Consider the following 22,413-nt stretch of genomic DNA (forward strand, 5'->3'; position numbering starts at 1 on the left):
GTTATGGAGAGGCTTACTGTAACTCTCGGGGAACGTAGTTACCCGATTACCATCGCGGCTGGTTTGTTTAACGATCCAGCTTCCTTTCAGCCACTGCAATCAGGCGACCAGGTTATGCTGGTCACCAATGAAACGCTGGCGCCGCTTTATCTGGATAACGTTCGTTCCGTGCTGGAGCAGGCGGGTGTTAAGGTAGACAGTGTTATTTTACCCGACGGCGAGCAGTACAAAAGCCTGACGGTGATGGATACGGTCTTCACCGCTTTGTTGCAAAAACCGCACGGCCGTGACACCACACTGGTAGCACTTGGCGGCGGCGTGGTCGGTGATTTAACCGGCTTTGCTGCGGCTAGCTATCAGCGCGGTGTGCGTTTTATTCAGGTTCCAACCACCCTGCTGTCGCAGGTGGATTCTTCGGTCGGTGGTAAAACTGCCGTCAATCATCCTCTCGGTAAAAATATGATTGGTGCCTTCTGGCAGCCAGTTTCTGTCGTTGTCGATCTCAACTGTCTTAAGACGTTGCCGGCGCGCGAACTGTCTTCCGGCCTGGCTGAAGTCATTAAGTACGGCGTCATCCTTGACGGTGAATTCTTCGACTGGCTGGAAAACAACATCGATGCGCTGATGGCGCTGGATGAAAAAGCAATGGCGTACTGTATTCGCCGCTGCTGTGAGCTGAAAGCCGAAGTTGTTGCCGCCGACGAGCGTGAAACTGGGTTACGTGCTTTACTGAATCTTGGACATACTTTTGGTCATGCTATCGAGGCCGAAATGGGCTACGGTAACTGGCTGCACGGCGAGGCTGTCGCTGCCGGCATGGTCATGGCTGCGCGTACGTCCGAACGATTAGGGCAGTTCAGCGCACAGGATACGCAGCGTCTTATTACGCTGCTGCAGCGTGCGGGTCTGCCGGTCAGTGGGCCGCAGGAGATGACCGCGCAGGCGTATCTGCCCCACATGATGCGTGATAAAAAGGTGCTGGCAGGCGAAATGCGGCTGGTGCTACCGCTCGCTATAGGGAAAAGCGAAGTTCGCGGCGGAGTGTCGCACGATGTAGTTCTTGGCGCGATTGCTGATACTGAGCAGGCGCAACAATAAGAAGGTCTAGCCGCGTCCGCGCGGCGTTATCATTTCAGGTGACATGCAATAGTCGTGAGCATAAGCCTTTTAGTGGGGTGTTAAATGGATGAATTAAAACCAGAAGACGATTTGAAAGCCGATCGCAACGATCGTCGTGCTGGTCGTTCCCGTCAGTCTTCCGAGCGCGATAGCGATCCGCAGATCAATTTTGATGATGTCGATCTTGATGCGGACGAGAGCCGTCCGACGCGCGCCAGTAAAGCACGCCGTGAGCGCGATGAAGAAGAGTATGAAGAAGACCTGGAGTCTGAAGAAGACGAGGTCGAAGAGCAGCAGGTTGAGCGCCGTCCGCGTAAGCGTAAGAAAGCGCCAGCGAAGCCTGCCTCTCGCCAGTACATTATGATGGGGGTGGGGATCCTCGTGCTGCTGCTGCTGATTGTCGGCATCGGTTCTGCACTGAAGTCGCCATCTTCCTCGAACGAACAAGCGGCGACAGGTGAGAAGAGTATCAATCTGTCAGACGCGCAGGACAATAGCGCTCAGCCTGCCGCGCAGGACCAGACCGCGGGTAACGCCCAGCAGCAGGACGTTTCTCTGCCGCCAATTGCGTCTAACCCAACCCAGGGCCAGACTACCGCTGAGCCGCAGGGACAGCAGCGCGTCGAGGTTCAGGGCGATCTGAACAACGCGCTGACTCAGCAGCAGGGCCAGATTGACAGCGCCGTGGCAAGCTCGACGTTACCGACCGAACCTGCAACCGTCGCCCCGATGCGCAACGGTACGGCTCCGCGTCAGGCAACCACCGAGCGCCAGACGCAGACCGCCGCCGCACCGCGTCCGGCCGAGCGTAAGCACACGGTTATTGAGCCGAAGCCGATGGCTACCGCGAAAGCACCGGTTGAGTCGAAGCCGGCACAGCCGAAGCGTGTTGAAAGCATCGCCGCTGCGGCACCGGTGAAAACGCCTGCCGTCGCGCCAGCGAAGCCTGCCGCTACTGCCCAGGCTAAGCCGACTCCGGCCGCCGCGCCTGCTACAACCGCTACTGCTGCAGCGACCGCTGCTCCGGCGGCGACAGCGGCCGCTTCTGCGGGCAAAACTGCCGGTGACGTGAGCTCGATGAAAGCCGCTCCGTCCGGCAACTACACCCTGCAGCTCAGCTCTTCCTCCAACTACAACAATCTGAGTAGCTGGGCGAAGAAAGAGAAGCTGGATAAGTACGTCGTCTATGAGACTACCCGTAACGGTCAGCCCTGGTACGTGCTGGTCAGCGGCATTTATGCTTCGAAAGATGAAGCTAAACGCGCTGTAGCGACTCTGCCAGCGGACGTGCAGGCGAAAAACCCGTGGGCAAAACCGCTGCATCAGGTCCAGGCTGACCTGAAGTAAGCCGCGGCGTAGTCTTAAGCGCAGGGTGCTGTCGGAGCTTTCTCCACAGCCGGAGAATGTGTAATTATTTAGGCAGCATGAAAAAGAATCGCGCTTTTCTGAAATGGGCGGGGGGGAAATACCCCCTGCTTGACGATATAAAAAAACATTTGCCGCAGGGCGACTGTCTGATTGAGCCCTTTGTGGGCGCCGGGTCGGTATTTCTTAATACCGACTTTTCTCGTTATATCCTCGCGGACATCAACAGCGATCTGATTAGCCTTTACAACATCGTCAAATCGCAGACGGATGATTATGTTGCCGCGGCGCAGGAGATGTTTACGCCTGAGAATAACGTGGCGGAGAGATACTATCAGTTCCGTGCTGAATTCAATCAAAGCCAGGACCCGCTTCGTCGTGCGGTGCTGTTCCTGTATCTGAATCGCCATGGCTACAACGGTCTGTGTCGTTACAATCTGCGCGGTGAGTTCAACGTGCCTTTTGGCCGCTATAAGAAGCCCTATTTCCCCGAAGATGAACTGTATCATTTTGCGCAGAAGGCGCAGAATGCCTACTTCTACTGCGAGTCGTACGCCGACAGCATGGCGCGAGCCGACGGGACATCTGTGGTCTACTGCGACCCGCCGTACGCGCCTTTGTCTGCTACCGCGAACTTTACGGCGTACCATACGAGCAGCTTTAATTCCGAACAGCAGGCCCATCTGGCGCAGCTGGCGGAGAATCTGTTCGAGCAGCGGGTTCCGGTTCTGATTTCTAACCACGATACCGCGCTTACCCGCGAATGGTATCGTCTGGCTAAACTGCACGTCGTCAAAGTTCGACGCAGTATCAGCAGCAACGGTGGTACCCGAAAGAAGGTGGACGAGCTTCTTGCTCTTTACCGTCCGCCGAAGACTAAATAATTTTCAAGGAGATGCGGATGAAGCAGTATTTGATTGCCCCTTCGATTCTGTCGGCTGATTTTGCCCGTTTGGGTGAAGATACCGCCAAAGCGTTGGCTGCAGGTGCAGACGTTGTGCACTTTGACGTGATGGACAACCACTACGTGCCGAATCTGACTATCGGCCCAATGGTGCTGAAAGCGCTGCGCGGCTATGGCATCACCGCGCCTATCGACGTGCACCTGATGGTTAAGCCGGTCGACCGCATCATTCCTGATTTCGCCGCCGCGGGCGCCAGCATCATCACCTTCCATCCGGAGGCGTCAGAGCACGTCGATCGCAGCCTGCAGCTCATCAAAGAGCACGGCTGTAAGGCCGGCCTGGTATTCAACCCGGCAACCCCGCTGAGCTACCTTGATTACGTGATGGATAAGCTGGACGTGATCCTGCTGATGTCCGTCAACCCGGGATTCGGCGGCCAGTCTTTCATTCCGCAGACCCTCGACAAACTCCGTGAAGTTCGCCAGCGCATTGATGCCTCCGGCTACGATATTCGCCTCGAAGTCGACGGCGGCGTAAAAGTTAGCAATATCGCGGATATTGCGGCCGCAGGGGCGGATATGTTCGTTGCCGGCTCGGCCATTTTCGACCAGCCGGACTATAAAACAGTCATCGATCAAATGCGCAGTGAATTAGCGAAGGTTAGTCATGGATAAGTTACAGGCTATTCGCGGTATCGCGTTTGACCTCGACGGCACGCTGGTGGACAGCGCGCCGGGTCTGACGGCGGCCGTTGATAGCGCGCTCTACGCTTTAGAACTCCCGATGGCGGGAGAGGATCGCGTTGTCACCTGGATTGGCAACGGCGCGGACGTGCTGATGGAGCGCGCCCTTACCTGGGCACGCCAGGAGCGCGCGACGCTGCGCGCGGCCGGGGGGAAACCTTCCGCCGATCGCGACGATATCCCGCAGGCCGAGCAGCTGGCGCTGCTGCGCAAGCTGTTTGACCGCTACTATGCTGAAGCCGCGGAAGAGGGTAGCTTCCTGTTCCCGGCGGTTGCCGATACGCTGGGCGCTCTGCACGCTAAAGGGCTGCCGCTGGCGCTGGTCACCAACAAGCCGACGCCGTTCGTTGCGCCGATGCTGACCGCGCTGGATATCGCTAAATATTTTACCGTGGTTATCGGCGGCGACGATGTACAGAATAAGAAGCCGCATCCTGAACCGCTGCTGCTGGTTGCGGAAAAGCTGGGGCTGGCTCCCGCTGAGCTGCTGTTTGTCGGCGATTCGCGTAACGATATCATGGCGGCGAAAGCGGCCGGCTTTGGCTCGGTTGGCCTGACCTACGGCTACAACTACGGCGAGCCCATCGCGCTCAGCGAGCCGGATTACATCTTTGACCAATTTAACGAACTCTTACCCGCTCTCGGGTTACCGTCCAGTGAAACTCAGGAATTAAAAAATGACTAAGCCCATCGTTTTTAGTGGCGCACAGCCCTCAGGTGAATTGACCATTGGCAACTACATGGGTGCGCTGCGTCAGTGGGTGGGCATGCAGGATGATTTTCACTGCATCTACTGCATCGTGGATTTGCACGCCATCACCGCGCGTCAGGATCCTGAGAAACTGCGTAAGGCCACGCTGGATACGCTGGCGCTTTACCTGGCATGCGGTATCGATCCGGCGAAAAGCACCATCTTCGTTCAGTCGCACGTACCGGAGCATGCGCAGCTGGGCTGGGCGCTGAACTGCTACACCTATTTCGGTGAGCTGAGCCGCATGACCCAGTTCAAGGACAAGTCCGCGCGCTACTCGGAAAACATTAACGCCGGCCTGTTTGATTATCCGGTGCTGATGGCGGCCGACATCCTGCTTTATCAGACCAACCAGGTGCCGGTGGGCGAAGACCAGAAGCAGCACCTGGAGCTGAGCCGCGATATCGCGCAGCGCTTCAACGCAATCTACGGCGAAGTGTTCAAGGTTCCTGAGCCGTTTATTCCGAAATCTGGCGCGCGCGTCATGTCGCTGCTTGAGCCGACGAAAAAGATGTCCAAGTCGGACGACAACCGCAACAACGTGATTGGCCTGCTGGAAGACCCGAAATCGGTCGTCAAAAAGATCAAGCGTGCGGTTACGGATTCCGACGAGCCGCCGGTAGTGCGCTACGACCAGCAGAACAAAGCCGGCGTATCTAACCTGCTGGATATTCTCTCCGGCGTGACCGGCCAGAGCATTGCGGAGCTGGAGCAGCACTTCGACGGGAAAATGTACGGTCATCTGAAGGGCGAAGTAGCCGATGCGGTGTCCGGCATGCTGGTTGAGCTGCAGGAGCGCTATAACCGCTTCCGTAACGATGAAGCCTTCCTGAACCAGGTGATGAGAGACGGGGCGGATAAAGCCAGCGCTCGCGCTTCACAAACGCTGAAAGCAGTATACGAAGCGATTGGTTTTGTTGCGAAGCCGTAAGCGGCGGCGATAAATACCTCGCGCACAAAGCCGAAAAAAAGGGCGGGTTAATCCCGCCCTTTTGCTTTTTTTACCGTTGTCGCTACTCGCCCGTTCAGCACGATGCGGGCAGAGGCGCGGCGAATCTTAGTGGTTAGAGAACCAGTTGAGCCTGTCGCGCAGGCTCACCACGCGGCCGACGATAATCAGCGCCGGGCTCGCCATCTGCTGCGCCAGCACGTCCAGCCGATCCAGGGTGCCGGTCACCACCTTCTGGCTGACCGCCGTACCGTTTTCAACAATAGCCGCCGGCATATCTGCCGCCATGCCGTGGGCAATAAGCTTCTCTCTGATCGCTGACGCCTGGTTTAAGCCCATATAAAACACCAGCGTCTGCTTTTCTACCGCCAGGTTTTGCCAGTCCAGCTCTCCCCCGGTTTTCAGATGCCCGGTGACCAGACGTACTCCCTGCGCGAAGTCGCGGTGGGTCAGCGGAATACCGGAATAGGCGGAGCAGCCGGAGGCGGCGGTGATCCCCGGAACCACCGAGAAGGGAATACCGGCATTACACAGGGTTTCGAGCTCTTCGCCGCCGCGGCCGAAAATAAACGGATCGCCGCCCTTCAGACGCACGACGCGGCGGCCGTTCTGCGCTTCCCGCAGCAGGATCTGGTTAATCTCATCCTGCGGTACGCAGTGGTAGCCCGCCCGCTTGCCGACGAATACCCGGTCGGCGTCGCGGCGAACCAGATTCATAATATCGTCTGAGACCAGCCGATCGTAAACCACGACGTCCGCCTGCTGGATCTGCTGCAGCCCTTTCAGGGTCAGCAGACCGGCATCACCCGGTCCGGCGCCTACCAGCACGACTTCACCGCGGTGATCCAGCGGTTCGGTCAGCAGCTGCTCGGTGGTATCGGCTACGGCCTGCCGGTCTTCGTTGGCTAACGACTGCGCCAGGCGGTCGTTCATAAACAGCTTTTCCCAGAAGCGTCGACGCTCGGCCACCGTGGCAAACTGTTTTTTAACCCGCGCCCGCAGCTGGCCGGCATAGTGCGCCAGCTGGCCTAAATGCAGCGGCAGAACCGACTCCAGCTTTTCGCGCAGCAGCCGCGCCAGCACCGGCGACGTCCCGCCGGAGGAGACGGCGACCATCAGCGGCGAACGGTCGATAATCGAGGGCATAATAAAGCTGGCCTGCTGCGGCGAATCCACGACGTTGCAAAAGATGCGTCGCGCTTCCGCCGCCTGGCTGACCTGCTGGTTAACGTCGTTGTCGTCCGTCGCGGCGATCGCCAGCCAGCAGCAGTCGAGCAGTTCGGGATTAAAGCGGTCTTTTACCAGCGTCAGCATCTGCTCATCCGCCCACACCTGAAACTGTGGCGAGAATTCGAGGGCGTTAACCGTTAATTTGGCGCCAGCATCGAGCAGCAGCCGCGCCTTGCGTTCGGCAACATCCCCGCCGCCGACCAGCAGACAGTCGCGATCGCGCAACTGGCAAAAAATGGGTAAGTGATCCACGGAATATCCTCGCAGCAGGGCAATGAGAGATGGTGAGCCGTCGTAGCATAGCAGCGGAGGAGTGACAAAATATACGACTTTTCCGGTGCTTACCGCTTAGTGGGCATAAGCAGAATGTATGGTTCCCTCTGAGGACCAGAGGGAACCTCGGGGCGTCAGGCTTTAAGCTGAACCTTCCCGTCTTTTACCCGCGCGTCAAAATGGGCGATGGAGTGGCTCTCATCTTCCATACAAAAGCCGTCACGCAGACGGAAGCGCTGTTTTTTCAACGGGCTGGCAACCCACAGGTCGCCTTCGTGTTCGGCAATGATGCCGCGAGAAAGAACGCTGGCGTTGAAGAACGGATCGATGTTGCTGATCGCAAAAACCCGCTCGTCATGATAAGGGCGGAAGACGGCAACCTGCTGCTGGCCAAGCAGGGCGCAGACGCCGGTTGCCGGCAGGATTTCGTCAATCTTGCAGATGTTTATCCACTGGCTCATACGTTTTCCTCCACCAGAGTCACCGGAATACGCTCATACGGCGTAGCCGGGCGATGCTGTTCACGTTCCGGCACAACCTGAACGTTCGGGTCACGCTGGCTGCTGTTGATAAAGTGCCTGAAGCGGGTCTGCGCCGCCGGGCTGTTGACGGTTTCGGTCCACTCGCAGGCGAAGGCTGCACGCAGGCGGGCCAGCTCCTCTTCCAGGTGTTCGTTCAGACCAAGCTTATCGTCGATGATGACGCGCTTCAGATAATCGATCCCGCCTTCCATGTTATCCAGCCATGGCGCGGTACGCGTCAGCTTATCGGCGGTGCGGATGTAGAACATCATAAAGCGGTCGAGATACTTGAGCAGCGTTTCACGGTCAAGGTCGGCGGCCAGCAGATCCGCGTGGCGAGGCTTCATCCCGCCGTTGCCGCACACGTAGAGGTTCCAGCCTTTTTCGGTGGCGATGATGCCGACGTCTTTACCCTGCGCTTCCGCACATTCACGCGTGCAGCCGGAGACGCCAAACTTCATCTTATGCGGCGTACGGATGCCTTTATAGCGATTCTCCAGCTCGACGCCGAAGCCTACGCTGTCGCCCACGCCGTAGCGGCACCAGGTGCTGCCGACGCAGGTTTTGGCCATACGCAGGGCCTTGGCGTAGGCGTGGCCGGTTTCAAAGCCCGCTTCAATCAGCTGACGCCAGATTTCCGGCAGATCGTCTTTCTGAGCGCCAAACATGCCGATACGCTGCGAGCCGGTGATTTTGGTGTAGAGGTTATATTCGCGCGCGATGCGGCCGACTGCCACCAGCCCTTCCGGGGTGATTTCGCCGCCTGCGGAACGCGGGATAATCGAGTAGGTCCCGTCTTTCTGGATGTTGGCGAGGAAGTTATCGTTGGTCTCCTGCAGCGGCGTATGCTCAGGTTTGAGGATGTACTCATTCCAGCAGGAGGCCAGCAGTGAGCCAACGGTAGGTTTACATACTTCGCAGCCGTAGCCCTTGCCGTGTTTTTCCAGCAGCTCATCGAAGGTTTTGATGCCTTCGACGCGGATCAGGTGGAACAGCTCCTGGCGCGAGTAGGCGAAGTGCTCGCACAGGTTATGGTTAACTTCGATACCCTGTTTTGCCAGCTCGGCGTTCAGTACCTGGGTCACCAGCGGAATACAGCCGCCGCAGCCGGTACCGGCTTTGGTTTCAGCTTTCAGCGCGGCAACGGTATGGCAGCCCTTATTGATGGCGGAGATTAGCATGCCTTTGGTCACGTCGAAGCAGGAGCAGATTTGCGCGCTGTCCGGCAGCTTATCGACGCCAATAGAAGGCTTGCCGCTGCCGGCATGGGACGGCAGGATCAGCGCGTCCGGGTTTTCCGGCAGTTCGATGGCGTTGAGCACCAGCTGCAGCAGGTTGCCGTAGTCGCTGGTATCGCCGACCAGCACCGCGCCGAGCAGGGTTTTGTTATCCGCGCTGACGATCAGGCGCTTGTAGACTTCTTTGCTCTCATCGAGATAGACGTAGCTGCGTGCGCCAGGCGTGCGGCCGTGCGCATCGCCGATGCCGCCAACGTCAACGCCGAGCAGCTTCAGCTTGGCGCTGAGGTCGGCGCCGGTGAAGGCGTTGTCCGTACCGAGGATATGGTCGACGGTCACCTGGGCCATTTTGTAGCCCGGCGCGACCAGACCATAGACGCGGTTGTTCCAGCTGGCGCATTCGCCGATGGCGTAGATATCCGGATCGGAGGTCTGGCAGGTATCATTCACGACGATACCGCCGCGCTGTGCCACCGCCAGACCGCACTGGGTGGCGAGCTTGTCGCGCGGGCGGATACCAGTGGAGAACACGATGAAATCGACCTGCAGCTCGCTACCGTCGGCGAATTGCATGGTTTTCCGCGCTTCGGTGCCCTGCTGGACGATTTCTTTGGTATTTTTGCTGGTATGAACCTTCACGCCCATACTTTCGATTTTGCGCTTCAGCTGCTCGCCGCCCATATTATCAAGCTGCTCGGCCATCAGCATTGGCGCAAATTCGATAACGTGGGTTTCAACGCCGAGGTTTTTCAGCGCGCCTGCGGCTTCGAGGCCCAGCAGGCCGCCGCCGATGACGGCGCCGCGTTTGCTGCGACGGGCGCAGGATTCGATAGCGTTGAGATCTTCAATCGTACGGTAAACGAAGCAGTCCTGAGTTTCCGCGCCTTTAATCGGCGGGATCCACGGATAGGAGCCGGTTGCCATCACCAGTTTGTCGTAAAATACGGTGCGTCCCGCGCTGGAGTGAATGACCTTCTCCTGGCGGTTAATCGTAATCGCGCGCTCGCCGATAAGGACGTTAACGCCGTGCTTCTCGTAAAATCCTTCACGAACCAGCGAAAGTTCTTCCGCGGTATGATGGGAGAAGTAAGATGACAGGTGGACGCGGTCGTAAGCGATACGGGGTTCTTCGCAGAACACGGTAATGTCAAACTCTCCGGCAGGCGCCTTATCAAGAAGCTCTTCGATAAAGCGATGGCCAACCATGCCGTTACCGATAATAGCGATTCTGACTTTGCTCATTTTTGCCTCGATTTCTTTTCTAATACCGCCTACCTTAACGATTCAGCCGGTACACTTATTGATGCAAATCAAATTCAATCCCGCCTACCACTTAATGGGTATTATCATGATTTCTTTGGGTTTTTATAAGTTATGGAAAACTCAGGCTTTTCCTTTTTGTTGATTTTATGTACAAAAATGACAGGAGAACGCGGGGGCGAGCTGAGTGAAAATTAAGCAATGTTAACGGGAGCCATCAAGATGACAGCAGCACCACTTTGGTTGATTCAGAACGTGCGCCTGCCTGGCCGCGACGGGCTATGGCAGATAGCAATAGATAAAGGCTGTTTTGGCGATATTACCCCGATGGGCGACGCGCGCGGCGAGAGTCTTGAAGTGCTCAACGCCCGCGGTGGGCTGGCCATTCCGCCGTTTATTGAACCGCATATTCATCTGGATACGACGCAAACTGCCGGTGAGCCGAGCTGGAATCAATCCGGGACGCTGTTCGAGGGTATTGAGCGTTGGGCTGAGCGCAAGGCGCTGCTGAGCCATGAGGACGTCAAAGCCCGGGCGTGGAAAACCCTGAAGTGGCAAATTGCCAACGGCATACAGTTTGTGCGCACGCATGTCGATGTTTCAGACCCGACGCTGACCGCCTTAAAAGCGATGCTGGAAGTGAAGCAGGAGGTAGCTCCGTGGGTAGATTTGCAGATAGTCGCCTTCCCACAGGAGGGGATTTTATCCTACCCCAATGGGGAGGCCCTGCTGGAAGAGGCGCTGCGTCTCGGCGCCGACGTGGTGGGGGCTATTCCCCACTTTGAGTTTACCCGCGAGTACGGCGTTGAGTCCCTGCATATCGCCTTTCGCCTGGCGCAGAAGTATCAGCGTCCGCTGGATATCCACTGCGATGAAATCGATGATGAGCAGTCGCGCTTTGTCGAAACGGTCGCGGCCCTGGCGTTAAAAGAGGGGATTGGCCCGCGGGTTACGGCCAGCCATACCACCGCCATGCACTCCTATAATGGCGCCTACACCTCGCGGCTGTTTCGCCTGCTGAAGCTCTCGGGAATTAACTTTGTCGCCAACCCGCTGGTGAATATCCACCTGCAGGGGCGCTTCGACGATTACCCCAAGCGGCGCGGTATTACCCGGGTAAAAGAGCTGATGGCCGCAGGGATCAACGTGTGCTTTGGTCACGACGACGTTTTCGACCCGTGGTATCCGCTGGGCACCGGCAATATGCTGCAGGTACTGCATATGGGGCTGCACGTCTGTCAGCTGATGGGCTACCAGCAGATTAACGACGGCCTGAAGCTGATTACCGACAATAGCGCCCGCACCTTTGGTCTGAGCGACTACGGCATCAGCACGGGCAATACCGCCAACCTGATTATTCTGCCTGCGGAAAACGGTTTTGAAGCCGTGCGCTGTCAGGTGCCGGTACGCTGGTCGATTCGTCAGGGGCGGGTTATTGCCACCACGCAGCTGGCGCAGACCTGGATACAGACCGATAGAGGCGGGGAGGAGCTGTTCTTTACCCGCAATAGCCCCTCTGCGGATGCAAAGGGGCCAAAGAGCTAGCGTGGCTTAGTGTGACCCCGCCTGCGCGCCGTGCTGGCGGTGGCGGGAGACGAAGCCGAGGATAATGCACATCACGAATACCACGGCATAGAGGCCGTTAGCGGTTTGCAGCGCTGCCTGCGGGCCGCTGGCGGCAACGATAGGACCGGTGACCACGAAGGTCAGCATCGTCCCGATGGTGCCGCAGGTGAGCACAAAGTTAACCAGCTTCGGCGAGGAGACTTTGGTCTGCTGCGAACCCAGGGTAATCAGCGAGGTGTAGATAGCGCTGGAGAAGAAGCCAAGGGTCAGGATAAACCACGGCATATGCTCCGGCGAACCGTTAATAAACAGGTACATCAGCACCGTTGCCAGGCCCGCCAGAACGGTAAGAATGCGCTGCAGGTCGAAGAAACGCAGGATGAAGCTGAATGACCACATACCGATCATGTACGACATCCAGAAATCGCTCACCAGCTTACCCGCGTCGCCAAGGCTCATGCCCAGGCCCTTGGCATACTCCGGCACCCAGGAGATAAAGCCCAGCTGGCCAAGGATATAGCACAGCGCGGCGATGGACAGAAACAGTACGCCGATACCCCATTTCTCTTTGACGACCGGCTGACTGTCCTGCTGTGCTTTATGGCCCAGCACCGGGAATTCACAGCCGAAGGTCAGAACGAAGATGGCGACGTAAACCAGACCAATGCAGACATATACCCAGTACCACTCGATGCTGCGCGCCAGCAGATAGGCGGCAACCATCGGGAAAATCATTCCCGCCATGCTGAAGAAGGAGTCGGTAAATAGCAGGCGCGCGCCGCGCTGGCGGCCTTCATACATATGGGTTATCAGGAAGGTGCCGATCGACATGGTGATCCCGCTGACCAGACCGAGCACAAACATCGACGCGGAGAACAGCGTCAGGCTGTGGCCAAAGATCAGCCCGATTACCGCCAGTACCATCAGGATAAAGCCAAACCGCAGCTGCGTTTTCAGCGGTACGATTTCCATCAGCCAGGCGTTGAGGAAGATAGAGATCAGGATCCCGGCATTGAGGAAAGTGAAGGTGTTGCTCATACTCGAAACGGGCACATGGAAGTAATCGGCGATATTGCCCATCACCATCCCGGTGACGATCACTAGCGCCCCGGTCAGGGCGTAGGAGAAGAAGCTGATCCATGTGAGCTTGATACGATTGCTGTTAGTCATGACTGGCCTGTGAATAGAAATGTAAAGCGCGTTGACTCTGCGCCAGGGCGGACAGATTTTATTCGTTCGGGTGATGTAAGCAAACGTTTATTATGAAATGTAGATCTTTTTGCATAGATTAGTGTGATGCAGATCGCTTTTATAGATTTGGCCGAGCGAAGTGCGCCTCGTTACAACTGTTTCAGCTACGTAAAATTAGGTAAAAGGCTGGCCCAGGATGCAAAGGCTCTTTAGAATCAATGCACTTGCTTTTTTTCAGCTCCGTTAAGGAATCTCGATGCTCAAATCAACTCTGGCGGCGGTGGTTGCCGTTTTCGCTATTTCCGCTTTCTCCCCGGCTATGGCAGCAAAGGGCGATCCTCATGTCTTGCTGACGACTTCTGCGGGAAATATTGAGCTGGAGTTAAATAGCCAGAAAGCACCGATTTCCGTCGATAACTTCCTGAAGTACGTGAACAGCGGCTTCTACAACAACACCACTTTTCACCGCGTAATTCCTGGCTTTATGGTGCAGGGCGGCGGCTTCAGCGAGCAGATGCAGCAAAAGCAGCCGAACCCGCCAATCAAAAACGAAGCGGATAACGGCCTGCGTAACACCCGCGGCACCATCGCGATGGCGCGCACCGCCGATCAGGACAGCGCGACCAGCCAGTTCTTCATCAACATCGCCGACAACGCCTTCCTCGATCACGGACAGCGCGATTTTGGCTACGCGGTGTTTGGTAAAGTCGTCAAAGGAATGGACGTCGCCGACAAGATTTCCCAGGTCCAGACGCATAACGTTGGGCCGTACCAGAATGTACCGTCCAAACCCGTTGTGATCCTCTCCGCGAAGGTTCTGCCTTAAGCTCTCCCGCGCGCGGGCGGCCTACGCTCGCGCCGTTGTTTCCGCCTTTCTGCGTGACCCGAAATTGCTGCTTATACTTGTGGCACAGGGGACGACAAGAGAGGCGAGCATGCGTTCACTCACCGATAAGCAAAAATCCCGGCTCTGGGAACAGACTCGAAACGTGAATTTTCAGGCCAGCCGTCGGCTGGAAGGCGCCGCTGTACCTTTGGTGACGCTAAGCGCTGATGAAGCGCTGGCGCGCCTTGCTGAGCTGAGGGGGCGTCATGAGCAGTAAATTTGGCAATGACCGCGATCCCTATCTCTACCCCGTGCTCGACGTATTGCGCAATCTTCCCGGTATTCGCCAGGCCCGGCGGCTCGAGCAGGTCATGCTGGAGATAACCTCCCTACGCGCGGCAACGATTCCCCTGGGGCCGCGCGGGCGCGGGCTGCCCTATCTCTGCGCGATTCACCATCAGCTCTACCAGGATATTTTTGCCTGGGCCGGACGGTTCAGGGAAATTGATATCTATCAGGGAGATACGCCTTTTTGTCATTTCGCCTGGATTGAAAAAGAGGGCAACGCGCTGATGCGGGCTCTGGAAGAGGAGAGCTATCTGAGCGGCCTGGAGCGCAGCGCTTTTATTGCGCGCCTGAGCTGGTACTACGGTGAAATCAATGTGCTGCACCCTTTTCGCCTCGGCAGCGGGCTGGCGCAGCGTATTTTCTTTGAGCAGCTGGCTATTCATGCCGGCTTTATCCTCGACTGGCGCGATATCGATCCCGAGGCGTGGAGCCGGGCTAATCAGCTGGGGGCCATGGGCGATCCGCAGCCGCTGGAAGCGATCTTTGCCAAAGTGGTAAGCGAAGCGTGAGATTCTGAGTAGAATAGCCCGGTTTTGTTTTTTCCGGAGCCGCTATGATCCTGCTTATCGACAACTATGATTCTTTCACCTGGAATTTGTACCAGTATTTTTGCGAGCTGGGGGCTGAGGTGCTGGTTAAGCGCAACGATGAGCTGACGCTGGAGGAGATCGCGGTGCTGGCGCCGGAGAAAATCGTTATCTCACCAGGCCCCTGCACGCCGGATGAATCGGGGATTTCCCTGGCCGTTATCGGGCATTATGCCGGGAAGGTGCCGCTGCTGGGCGTGTGCCTGGGGCATCAGGCTATCGCCCAGGTCTTCGGGGCGACCATCGTCCGCGCCGCCAAAGTCATGCACGGAAAAACCTCCCCCATCAGCCACGACGGACGCGGCGTGTTTCAGGGGTTAAACAACCCCCTCACCGTGACCCGCTATCACTCCCTGGTCATTGACCCGGATACCCTGCCTGACTGCTTCGCAGTGACGGCCCGCAGCGAGAGCGGAGAGATTATGGCCATTCGCCATCGTGAGTGGGATCTCGAGGGGGTGCAGTTTCACCCGGAAAGCATCCTTAGCGAGCAGGGGCATCGGCTGCTGGCAAACTTCCTCAAGCGGTGATTTGTAGTTGCCATTGACTGATTTTTTATGCATATTTTGTGATTATAATATCACTATCATCATGGCATAACGAAGAAGGATGGCATCACATGGCAACTGAGCAACCGGCAATTACCCGCGCCACGTTCGATGAGGTTATTTTGCCGATTTATGCACCGGCAGAGTTTATTCCGGTAAAAGGTAAAGGTAGCCGCGTATGGGATCAGCAGGGCAAGGAGTACGTTGATTTTGCGGGCGGTATTGCCGTCACGGCGCTCGGTCATTGCCATCCGGCGCTGGTTGCAGCGCTGCATGAGCAGGGGGAAACGCTGTGGCACACCAGCAACGTTTTCACCAACGAACCGGCGCTGCGCCTGGGCCGCAAGCTGGTCGATGCTACCTTCGCCGATCGCGTGGTGTTTATGAACTCCGGCACCGAAGCCAACGAAACCGCATTCAAGCTGGCGCGTAACTACACGATCACCCGCCATAGTCCCTATAAAACCAAAATTATCGCCTTCCATAACGCTTTCCACGGCCGTTCGCTGTTTACGGTATCCGTTGGCGGACAGCCAAAATACTCTGATGGCTTCGGGCCAAAACCGGCGGATATCGTTCACGTGCCGTTCAACGACCTGCACGCGGTGAAGGCGGTAATGGACGATCACACCTGCGCGGTGGTGGTTGAGCCGATTCAGGGCGAAGGCGGCGTGATGGCCGCGACCCCGGAGTTCCTCAAAGGCCTGCGTGAACTGTGCGACCAGCACCAGGCGCTGCTGGTGTTTGATGAAGTGCAGTGCGGAATGGGGCGCACCGGCTCGCTGTTCGCCTATATGCATTACGGCGTGACGCCGGATATCCTGACCAGCGCGAAAGCGCTCGGCGGCGGTTTCCCGATTAGCGCCATGCTGACCACCCATGATATCGCCAGCGCGTTCCATGCCGGCTCCCACGGTTCGACCTACGGGGGAAATCCGCTCGCCTGCGCCGTCGCCGGCGCGGCGTTTGATTTGATTAATACGCCTGAGGTACTGGACGGCGTCAACGCGAAGCGCGAGCGCTTTGTGCAGCATCTGCAGCAGATTGACGCTCGCTTCGATCTGTTTAGCGATATTCGCGGTATGGGGCTGCTGATCGGCGCGGAGCTGAAGCCTCAGCATCACGGCCGGGCGCGTGATTTCCTGTATGCCGCGGCGGAGGCGGGCGTTATGGTGCTCAATGCCGGGCCTGACGTGATGCGCTTTGTGCCTTCGCTGGTCATTGACGATAGCGATATTGATGAAGGAATGGCGCGCTTCGCACAGGCGGTACAGCGCGTACTTAGCGCTTAGTTGCGCGTAGCCAGATGCCGTGATGCGGGCGCTGACGCCATGCCACCGATGAGATGGTGTGCATGGTGTTCAGATGATCGAGGATCCGCTGCAGGTGCTGCTCCATGGTGCTCAGCGGGCCGCGGGGCACGTCCGCATCCTGCGACTCCATGATATTCACCTCGCCGGCGCTACCCGGCCCGTCGGTATCCAGCCGCTGCTGGCAGCGCTGCAGCGCAATCTCACAGGATTCAAGATAGCGCCGGGCCAGATCCGGCGTCAGCATATTGTGCTCGCGGGCCAGCGTGGTCATGGCGTTGATATGCTCGACAATAAACTGGCTATGGGTGACCCACAGCTTCATATCGTCAAGGTATTGCGAGTTAAAGCCGGGCTCCTGCATCGCCTGATTCAGCGAGTTATACAGAGAGTTGTGCGCCTGGTTGACGCGCATCCGCCGATAGGCCAGCGCCGGCGCCTGGTGATCGTCGCTGAGAATGAGGCGGATGGCTTCCTGGTCTGCCTCCAGCGCGTCGTGGGCGTTTTTACGCAGCAGGCCGCTTTGCCACTGCGGCCACAGCCATACCATTCCGCCGAAGGCAATCAGGCACCCGATAAGCGTATCGATAAGCCTGGCGACAATAAACTGCTCGCCGTTGAGCGTCAGCAGCTGCAGGGTATAAACCGCCGTGACGGTAAAGCCCACCATCGCCCAGCCGTAGCTCTTGCGAATAATCAGATAGCTCAACAGCGTAATAATCAGCATCGCGGTCAGCGTATAGCCCTCCGGGACGTGGAAGTGCAGCGTCAGTCCGGCAATCACCAGGCCGGCAAGGGTCCCCGCCGCGCGGTGGACGATGCGGACCCGCGTCGCGCCGTAGCCGTTCTGGGTGACGAAAAGCACCGTCATCAGGATCCAGTAGGGTTTAGGCAGGTTTAGCGCGCTGCCCATCAGGCTCGCGGCGGTGAGCATCACGCAGATCCGGGCGGCGCTGCGTAAAGCTGGCGATTTATAAGAGAGATAGTTTTTCAGCGCAGGCAGCAGCGGCAGGCGCCGTTCCTTATCGGCCATCAGGTTACGCGGGTACAGCGGGCGCTGGGTGCGCAGCACCCGGGCAAGGCGGCTGAAGTGCCATGCGCAGAATTGCCCGACCGGGTTGTCGGGGTGCTGAGAGGCAATCTTCTCCAGGGCGCCGATCTGCTTATCCATGTTAAAGCGCTGCGGATAGCGGTGGTACAGGATGTCATCCGCCAGCACCCTTAGCCGGGCGGCGACGGTTTGCGCATTCCAGCGGATTACCGCTTCCGCGTGGCTGCGTTCAACCAGCTTCTGCACCTCTTCCGGCTGATGCAGGCTGACGGAAATATGCTCCTGCAGATCGAGGGCCACCTGAAACGCCCGCAGCAGGCGCTTATGGTCGTTACGCTGATTGGCCGCCAGCATATGCATCTGCTGGTAGCACTGGGTGATCAGGTCGACGACCTTTTGCTGACGGGTAAGCAGCGGAGGCAGCGAGGTTGCCGGGTCGATATGCTGGGTCAGCAGGCTGTATTTGGCTTCACAATAGTTGGCCAGCTCCCGGTAGAGCAGGCTGAGCGATTCGCGCAGCGGCTGCTCGCGCCACAGCCAAAACCAGAACCAGTTGAAAAGCCCGTACCACAGCGTGCCCAGCGCGTAGATCAGCAGCGGCTCCCAGACCGGCATATTGCCGGCGAGGCTCAGGGTAAAGATGGCGGCAATCAGCGAGGCGGGCAGCAGCCTCGCGTGCAGCGAGCTGATTTCTGCCGTGACGCCAAGGAGCAGGGTCAGGCCGCTGAGAATTAAAGGCAGCGGGATATCCTGCTGGAGAAGGAGCTGAACGATCAGGCTGCAGCCTGCAAAGAGCGAGCCGCCAATAATCAGGCGTTTAAAGAAGCGCTTATGCGGCGTATCAAGGCCGGCGACGTTGCAGCATGCGGGAACCAGCGAGAACAGCAGGCCCTGCTGCAGATGGCCGAGGAGAAGGCCAATTGCGACCGGCAAACACAGCACCAGCGTTTGCCGCAGTGCGTAGTTGACTTCCGGGTGGTAAATCAGCCTGCGCCACATAGAGGGAAAACAAAAACGGCGTATTGCGGGAGCAACACGCCGTTTTATCAGCTTAGCGCGTGCCGTAGACGACGATAGTTTTACCGTGTGCGGAGATCAGATTTTGATCTTCCAGCATCTTCAGAATACGGCCAACGGTTTCACGTGAACAGCCGACGATCTGACCGATTTCCTGACGGGTAATTTTGATTTGCATACCGTCCGGGTGGGTCATGGCGTCAGGCTGTTTTGCCAGGTTCAGCAACGTCTGGGCGATACGGCCGGTGACGTCGAGGAAGGCAAGGTTACCGACTTTCTCAGAGGTAACCTGCAGACGGCGGGCCATCTGCGACGAGAGACGCATCAGAATATCCGGGTTTACCTGGATCAGCTGACGGAATTTTTTATAGGAGATTTCGGCCACTTCACATGCGGTTTTCGCACGTACCCAGGCGCTACGCTCCTGGCCTTCTTCGAACAAGCCTAATTCACCGATGAAATCGCCCTGGTTGAGGTAAGAGAGAATCATCTCTTTGCCTTCTTCATCCTTGATGAGCACAGCCACAGAGCCTTTGACGATGTAGTACAACGTTTCTGCTTTTTCACCCTGGTGGATCAGCGTGCTTTTAGATGGGTACTTATGAATGTGGCAATGAGACAAGAACCATTCGAGGGTAGGGTCTGTTTGCGGTTTGCCAAGCACCATGCGCGGTTATCCTCTGTTATAAGCTATCTCCGGGTGCCGACACTACACGGCATCCGGGCATGCAATCGTATTGTTTCCCTATGCCTGGGAAGCTGGCTGGTGATTTTTCTTCAGCCTGTAATGTGAATTCCTCTGCATACATGCAGTACATCAATGTAATACTGTAGCATCCTGACTGTTTTAGCATAGCTTTTGCCGCGTGTCTCCTGGTGTCTCGCTTCAGCATGATGCAGGTCGCCTTCCGTTGCGAGATTTGTTATGTGCGCGTAATCTGTCAGGAAAATTGCAACCTTGGAGTTAAATTTTATGCAAGCTCGTGTGAAATGGGTGGAAGGGTTAACCTTCATCGGTGAGTCGGCCTCCGGCCACCAGATTTTGATGGACGGTAACTCCGGGGATAAAGCGCCGAGCCCGATGGAAATGGTGCTGATGGCCGCCGGCGGCTGTAGCGCCATCGACGTGGTCTCAATTTTGCAGAAAGGACGTCACGATGTGACCAACTGTGAGGTGAAGCTGACCTCAGAGCGTCGGGAAGAGGCGCCGCGCCTGTTTACCCACATCAACCTGCACTTTATCGTGACCGGCCGCGAGCTGAAGGATGCGGTCGTTTCGCGCGCGGTAGACCTGTCGGCGGAGAAATACTGCTCGGTGGCGCTGATGCTGCAAAAAGCGGTAAATATCACGCATTCGTACGAGGTTATCGAGGGCTAAGCCGAAAGGCCAGCCCGTCGCCCCGGTTTGCGTCGCGCAGCCGGGGTGTTTACCGGCTTAACCGATCTTTTTCCCCGCCATCAGCCGTTCAACCAGCGGCGCCATGATCAGCTCCATCGCCAGCCCCATTTTGCCGCCCGGTACCACCAGCGTATTGATATGTGAGATAAACGACCCTTGCAGCATCGCCAGCAGCCACGGGAAGTCGATATCCTGCAGGTTGCGGAAGTGGATCACCACAAAGCTTTCATCCAGCGAGGGAATACCTTTCGCGGCGAAGGGGTTCGACGTATCAACGGTGGGAACCCGCTGGAAGTTGATATGGGTACGCGAGAACTGCGGGGTGATGAAGTTAATATAATCTTCCATTGAGCGGACGACCGAATCCATCACCGCTTCGCGGGAGTGCCCGCGCTCGCTGGTATCGCGGATGAGCTTCTGGATCCACTCCAGGTTGACGATGGGTACGACGCCCACCAGCAGGTCGACATTGTGCGCCACGTTGTGCTGCGGGGTGACAACGCCGCCGTGCAGCCCTTCGTAAAACAGGACGTCGGTCGGCTCCGGCAGCGGCTGCCAGGGCGTGAAGGTGCCCGGTACCTGATTCCACGGCACGGCCTCGTCATAGGTATGCAGATATTTTCTCGACTGGCCGGTTCCGCTGCGTCCGTATTCGAGAAAGGTGTTTTCCAGCAGGCCGAAGTCGTTCGCTTCCGGACCAAAATAGCTGATGTGCTTCCCCTGATCCCGCGCTTTGCGGATCGCCATGTCCATTTCCGGGCGGGTATAGCGATGGAAGCTATCGCCCTCGACTTCGGCGGCACGCAGGTTCAGCTGGGCGAAGATTTTGCGAAAGGCGAGGCTGGTGGTGGTGGTTCCCGCGCCGCTGGAGCCCGTGACGGCAATCACCGGATGTTTGGCAGACATATCAACTCCCAGATTAAACGATGGTGTGGCGCCGCCTTAGCCGTGGAACTGCTTGCGGGGCATGATGTTGACCGTCTCGTGCAGCTCTGACCACACCAGTACGGCCTCTCCGCTTTTCAACTGCTGTTTTACATCGGCAACCTTATCGGCCAGCGAGCGTTCATGTTCACCATAATCGGTGCCTTCGCGCAACACAAAGGTTTCAATCAGGTTATCCAGCGTTTCGGGATCCAGATCCTGCCAGGGAATAATCATTTTTTTCCTTCCAGCCAGCGCGTTAGCCAGTCCGGGATCCGTCTTTCCAGCCACATCTCCGGCCTGCGCAGCGTGCCGCCGACAAACCCGACGTGCCCGCCCTGTTCGGTCAGCTGGTACTCGACGTTGGCCGGCAGCTGCTCCTGCGGCGGAATGGAATGATGGTCCATGAACGGATCGTCTTTCGCGTGAATGATCAGCGTGGGTTTCGTGATATCGCTCAGGCGCGGCATCGCGCTGCACTGGCGATAGTAGTCCAGCGCATCGGCAAAGCCGTGAATTTTGGCGGTGATGGTATCGTCAAACTCGCGAATGCGCCGCATGCCTTTGAGCTGGCGTAAATCAACCGGCAGTGAGCCCGGGTAGGCTTTCAGCTTGCGCGCGGCGTTCGCTTTTAACAGGTTAAGCAGATAGCGCTGGTAGACGCGGGAGAAGCCTTTATCCATATGGTAGCTACAGGCTTCCAGCATGAACGGAGCCGACACGATGACCGCCGCGTCGAGCGGGACGCTGTCGCCCTCGTTTGCCAGCAGGCAGCCGAGCATATTGCCGCCCAGCGAATAGCCGACGGCGGCGGTAGGCGCGGGACCAAATTCGCGCTGCAGCCAGCGCAGGAACCAGGTGCCGTCCTCCGTCTCTCCGGAGTGGTAGATGCGGTTATTACGGTTAGGCTCGCCGCTACAGCCGCGGAAATGCATCACCACGCCGAGCCAGCCGCGCTGCATTGCCGCGTGGATCAGACCGTGAGCGTAAGGGCTGTGCAGGCTTCCTTCCAGACCGTGAAAAACCACCAGCCGCGGCTTATGGCGGGCTGATTCGGGATCTTCGCTCCAGGCCAAATCGATAAAATCACCGTCGGGGAGTTCAAGGCGCTGCCAGTGTGGAGTAAAGCCCAGTTTGCGGCGGATCAGTCGCGGCAGCATGGTTTGCAGATGACGATTACCCACGCCGCGCATCGGGTGAAACTCGCGCGAGTCGTCTTCGGGGGGCGTCATTTCTGTAGGGGTGATTTCAACCATAGCACCAGAGCAATTAATAATCTTATAAACACTATA

22 protein-coding genes are annotated in these 22,413 nt (G+C 57.5%); 13 read left to right on the forward strand and 9 right to left on the reverse strand.

Translation table 11 applies throughout. The features are described from left to right. Nucleotides 1-3 precede the first annotated feature (3 nt). From aroB to trpS, 6 genes are all read left to right on the forward strand, one after another. A complete protein-coding gene (gene aroB, locus MMW58_RS01800; protein WP_041143002.1) occupies nt 4-1,098 on the forward strand; it encodes a 3-dehydroquinate synthase in 1,095 nt (364 codons plus the stop codon). Between the two features lie 84 nt (nt 1,099-1,182). Further along, nucleotides 1,183-2,466 carry a cell division protein DamX gene (damX, locus tag MMW58_RS01805; protein WP_241722674.1) on the forward strand — a complete coding sequence of 428 codons (1,284 nt, stop codon included), beginning with the start codon at nt 1,183-1,185 and terminating at the stop codon, nt 2,464-2,466. Nucleotides 2,467-2,543: 77 nt separating this feature from the next. Next, the gene (gene dam / locus MMW58_RS01810) at nt 2,544-3,368 is read left to right on the forward strand and encodes an adenine-specific DNA-methyltransferase (protein WP_133600035.1); all 825 of its coding nucleotides are present in this window, start codon (nt 2,544-2,546) and stop codon (nt 3,366-3,368) included. 17 nt (nt 3,369-3,385) lie between these two features. Further along, the gene (gene rpe / locus MMW58_RS01815) at nt 3,386-4,063 is read left to right on the forward strand and encodes a ribulose-phosphate 3-epimerase (RefSeq protein ID WP_041142999.1); all 678 of its coding nucleotides are present in this window, start codon (nt 3,386-3,388) and stop codon (nt 4,061-4,063) included. Continuing rightward, nucleotides 4,056-4,817 carry a phosphoglycolate phosphatase gene (gene gph / locus MMW58_RS01820; protein WP_241722675.1) on the forward strand — a complete coding sequence of 254 codons (762 nt, stop codon included), beginning with the start codon at nt 4,056-4,058 and terminating at the stop codon, nt 4,815-4,817. The genes rpe and gph overlap by 8 nt, the downstream gene beginning before the upstream one ends. After that, nucleotides 4,810-5,814 carry a tryptophan--tRNA ligase gene (gene trpS / locus MMW58_RS01825; RefSeq protein ID WP_045854046.1) on the forward strand — a complete coding sequence of 335 codons (1,005 nt, stop codon included), beginning with the start codon at nt 4,810-4,812 and terminating at the stop codon, nt 5,812-5,814. The genes gph and trpS overlap by 8 nt, the downstream gene beginning before the upstream one ends. Before the next feature lie 126 nt (nt 5,815-5,940). Here trpS and cysG read toward each other — a convergent pair whose 3' ends face one another. The 3 genes from cysG to nirB all read right to left on the reverse strand — a co-directional run bounded on the left by cysG (nt 5,941) and on the right by nirB (nt 10,336). Further along, a complete protein-coding gene (cysG, locus tag MMW58_RS01830) occupies nt 5,941-7,314 on the reverse strand; it encodes a siroheme synthase CysG (RefSeq protein ID WP_241722676.1) in 1,374 nt (457 codons plus the stop codon). Between the two features lie 155 nt (nt 7,315-7,469). After that, nucleotides 7,470-7,796 (reverse strand): nitrite reductase small subunit NirD, encoded by a 327-nt coding sequence (gene nirD, locus MMW58_RS01835; protein WP_123709746.1) that lies wholly within the window; start codon nt 7,794-7,796, stop codon nt 7,470-7,472. Next, complete coding sequence (gene nirB / locus MMW58_RS01840) at nt 7,793-10,336, reverse strand: nitrite reductase large subunit NirB (protein WP_123709747.1); 2,544 nt, start codon at nt 10,334-10,336, stop codon at nt 7,793-7,795. The genes nirD and nirB overlap by 4 nt, the downstream gene beginning before the upstream one ends. A 240-nt stretch (nt 10,337-10,576) precedes the next feature. Between nirB and MMW58_RS01845 the strand changes: the two genes are divergently transcribed. Further along, nucleotides 10,577-11,899 (forward strand): cytosine deaminase, encoded by a 1,323-nt coding sequence (locus MMW58_RS01845; RefSeq protein ID WP_241722677.1) that lies wholly within the window; start codon nt 10,577-10,579, stop codon nt 11,897-11,899. 6 nt (nt 11,900-11,905) lie between these two features. On the opposite strand, the gene tsgA is transcribed toward MMW58_RS01845, so the two are convergent. Continuing rightward, on the reverse strand, nt 11,906-13,090 hold the full coding sequence (gene tsgA / locus MMW58_RS01850) for an MFS transporter TsgA (protein ID WP_123709748.1): 1,185 nt from the start codon (nt 13,088-13,090) through the stop codon (nt 11,906-11,908). A gap of 277 nt (nt 13,091-13,367) precedes the next feature. Between tsgA and ppiA the strand changes: the two genes are divergently transcribed. The 5 genes from ppiA (at nt 13,368) to argD (ending at nt 16,712) form a co-directional block, all read left to right on the forward strand. Then, nucleotides 13,368-13,937: a peptidylprolyl isomerase A gene (gene ppiA / locus MMW58_RS01855; protein ID WP_045854052.1), complete on the forward strand. Its 570-nt coding sequence runs from the start codon at nt 13,368-13,370 to the stop codon at nt 13,935-13,937. Nucleotides 13,938-14,046: 109 nt separating this feature from the next. After that, the gene (locus MMW58_RS01860; protein WP_123709749.1) at nt 14,047-14,214 is read left to right on the forward strand and encodes a YhfG family protein; all 168 of its coding nucleotides are present in this window, start codon (nt 14,047-14,049) and stop codon (nt 14,212-14,214) included. After that, the gene (locus MMW58_RS01865; RefSeq protein ID WP_241722678.1) at nt 14,204-14,794 is read left to right on the forward strand and encodes a putative adenosine monophosphate-protein transferase Fic; all 591 of its coding nucleotides are present in this window, start codon (nt 14,204-14,206) and stop codon (nt 14,792-14,794) included. Before MMW58_RS01860 ends, MMW58_RS01865 begins: the two co-directional genes overlap by 11 nt. Before the next feature lie 44 nt (nt 14,795-14,838). Then, the gene (gene pabA / locus MMW58_RS01870; protein ID WP_241722679.1) at nt 14,839-15,402 is read left to right on the forward strand and encodes an aminodeoxychorismate synthase component 2; all 564 of its coding nucleotides are present in this window, start codon (nt 14,839-14,841) and stop codon (nt 15,400-15,402) included. Nucleotides 15,403-15,491: 89 nt separating this feature from the next. Beyond that, nucleotides 15,492-16,712: a bifunctional acetylornithine/succinyldiaminopimelate transaminase gene (gene argD, locus MMW58_RS01875; RefSeq protein ID WP_241722680.1), complete on the forward strand. Its 1,221-nt coding sequence runs from the start codon at nt 15,492-15,494 to the stop codon at nt 16,710-16,712. On the opposite strand, the gene MMW58_RS01880 is transcribed toward argD, so the two are convergent. Beyond that, entirely contained in the window at nt 16,702-18,780 is a 2,079-nt protein-coding gene (locus tag MMW58_RS01880) for a YccS/YhfK family putative transporter (protein WP_133600027.1), read from the reverse strand. The two genes, argD and MMW58_RS01880, sit on opposite strands and share 11 nt — an antisense overlap. A 52-nt stretch (nt 18,781-18,832) precedes the next feature. Further along, nucleotides 18,833-19,465 (reverse strand): cAMP-activated global transcriptional regulator CRP, encoded by a 633-nt coding sequence (crp, locus tag MMW58_RS01885; protein ID WP_000242758.1) that lies wholly within the window; start codon nt 19,463-19,465, stop codon nt 18,833-18,835. Nucleotides 19,466-19,771: 306 nt separating this feature from the next. Between crp and MMW58_RS01890 the strand changes: the two genes are divergently transcribed. Continuing rightward, nucleotides 19,772-20,176, forward strand: a complete 405-nt coding sequence (locus MMW58_RS01890; RefSeq protein ID WP_041142986.1) for an OsmC family protein — start codon at nt 19,772-19,774, stop codon at nt 20,174-20,176. A 57-nt stretch (nt 20,177-20,233) separates the two neighbouring features. On the opposite strand, the gene MMW58_RS01895 is transcribed toward MMW58_RS01890, so the two are convergent. The 3 genes from MMW58_RS01895 to MMW58_RS01905 are packed head-to-tail and all read right to left on the reverse strand — an operon-like array spanning nt 20,234 to nt 22,377. Next, nucleotides 20,234-21,103 (reverse strand): phosphoribulokinase, encoded by an 870-nt coding sequence (locus MMW58_RS01895; protein WP_041142985.1) that lies wholly within the window; start codon nt 21,101-21,103, stop codon nt 20,234-20,236. 36 nt (nt 21,104-21,139) lie between these two features. Further along, nucleotides 21,140-21,358 (reverse strand): YheU family protein, encoded by a 219-nt coding sequence (locus tag MMW58_RS01900; RefSeq protein WP_041142984.1) that lies wholly within the window; start codon nt 21,356-21,358, stop codon nt 21,140-21,142. Continuing rightward, nucleotides 21,355-22,377 carry a hydrolase gene (locus tag MMW58_RS01905; protein ID WP_041142983.1) on the reverse strand — a complete coding sequence of 341 codons (1,023 nt, stop codon included), beginning with the start codon at nt 22,375-22,377 and terminating at the stop codon, nt 21,355-21,357. The genes MMW58_RS01900 and MMW58_RS01905 overlap by 4 nt, the downstream gene beginning before the upstream one ends. Nucleotides 22,378-22,413 lie beyond the last annotated feature (36 nt).

The sequence above is a fragment of the Klebsiella sp. HC6 genome (genome assembly GCF_022605325.1).
Classification (GTDB): Bacteria; Pseudomonadota; Gammaproteobacteria; order Enterobacterales; family Enterobacteriaceae; genus Klebsiella; species Klebsiella terrigena.

Coding starts and splice junctions, on each gene's coding strand:
- MMW58_RS01860 (WP_123709749.1), top strand. CDS start 14,047: ATGCGTTCACTCACCGATAAGCAAAAATCCCGGCTCTGGGAACAGACT.
- rpe (WP_041142999.1), top strand. CDS start 3,386: ATGAAGCAGTATTTGATTGCCCCTTCGATTCTGTCGGCTGATTTTGCC.
- argD (WP_241722680.1), top strand. CDS start 15,492: ATGGCAACTGAGCAACCGGCAATTACCCGCGCCACGTTCGATGAGGTT.
- aroB (WP_041143002.1), top strand. CDS start 4: ATGGAGAGGCTTACTGTAACTCTCGGGGAACGTAGTTACCCGATTACC.
- tsgA (WP_123709748.1), bottom strand. CDS start 13,090: ATGACTAACAGCAATCGTATCAAGCTCACATGGATCAGCTTCTTCTCC.
- MMW58_RS01890 (WP_041142986.1), top strand. CDS start 19,772: ATGCAAGCTCGTGTGAAATGGGTGGAAGGGTTAACCTTCATCGGTGAG.
- MMW58_RS01880 (WP_133600027.1), bottom strand. CDS start 18,780: ATGTGGCGCAGGCTGATTTACCACCCGGAAGTCAACTACGCACTGCGG.
- nirB (WP_123709747.1), bottom strand. CDS start 10,336: ATGAGCAAAGTCAGAATCGCTATTATCGGTAACGGCATGGTTGGCCAT.
- trpS (WP_045854046.1), top strand. CDS start 4,810: ATGACTAAGCCCATCGTTTTTAGTGGCGCACAGCCCTCAGGTGAATTG.
- damX (WP_241722674.1), top strand. CDS start 1,183: ATGGATGAATTAAAACCAGAAGACGATTTGAAAGCCGATCGCAACGAT.
- MMW58_RS01895 (WP_041142985.1), bottom strand. CDS start 21,103: ATGTCTGCCAAACATCCGGTGATTGCCGTCACGGGCTCCAGCGGCGCG.
- crp (WP_000242758.1), bottom strand. CDS start 19,465: ATGGTGCTTGGCAAACCGCAAACAGACCCTACCCTCGAATGGTTCTTG.
- MMW58_RS01905 (WP_041142983.1), bottom strand. CDS start 22,377: ATGGTTGAAATCACCCCTACAGAAATGACGCCCCCCGAAGACGACTCG.
- ppiA (WP_045854052.1), top strand. CDS start 13,368: ATGCTCAAATCAACTCTGGCGGCGGTGGTTGCCGTTTTCGCTATTTCC.
- MMW58_RS01865 (WP_241722678.1), top strand. CDS start 14,204: ATGAGCAGTAAATTTGGCAATGACCGCGATCCCTATCTCTACCCCGTG.
- nirD (WP_123709746.1), bottom strand. CDS start 7,796: ATGAGCCAGTGGATAAACATCTGCAAGATTGACGAAATCCTGCCGGCA.
- gph (WP_241722675.1), top strand. CDS start 4,056: ATGGATAAGTTACAGGCTATTCGCGGTATCGCGTTTGACCTCGACGGC.
- dam (WP_133600035.1), top strand. CDS start 2,544: ATGAAAAAGAATCGCGCTTTTCTGAAATGGGCGGGGGGGAAATACCCC.
- MMW58_RS01900 (WP_041142984.1), bottom strand. CDS start 21,358: ATGATTATTCCCTGGCAGGATCTGGATCCCGAAACGCTGGATAACCTG.
- pabA (WP_241722679.1), top strand. CDS start 14,839: ATGATCCTGCTTATCGACAACTATGATTCTTTCACCTGGAATTTGTAC.
- MMW58_RS01845 (WP_241722677.1), top strand. CDS start 10,577: ATGACAGCAGCACCACTTTGGTTGATTCAGAACGTGCGCCTGCCTGGC.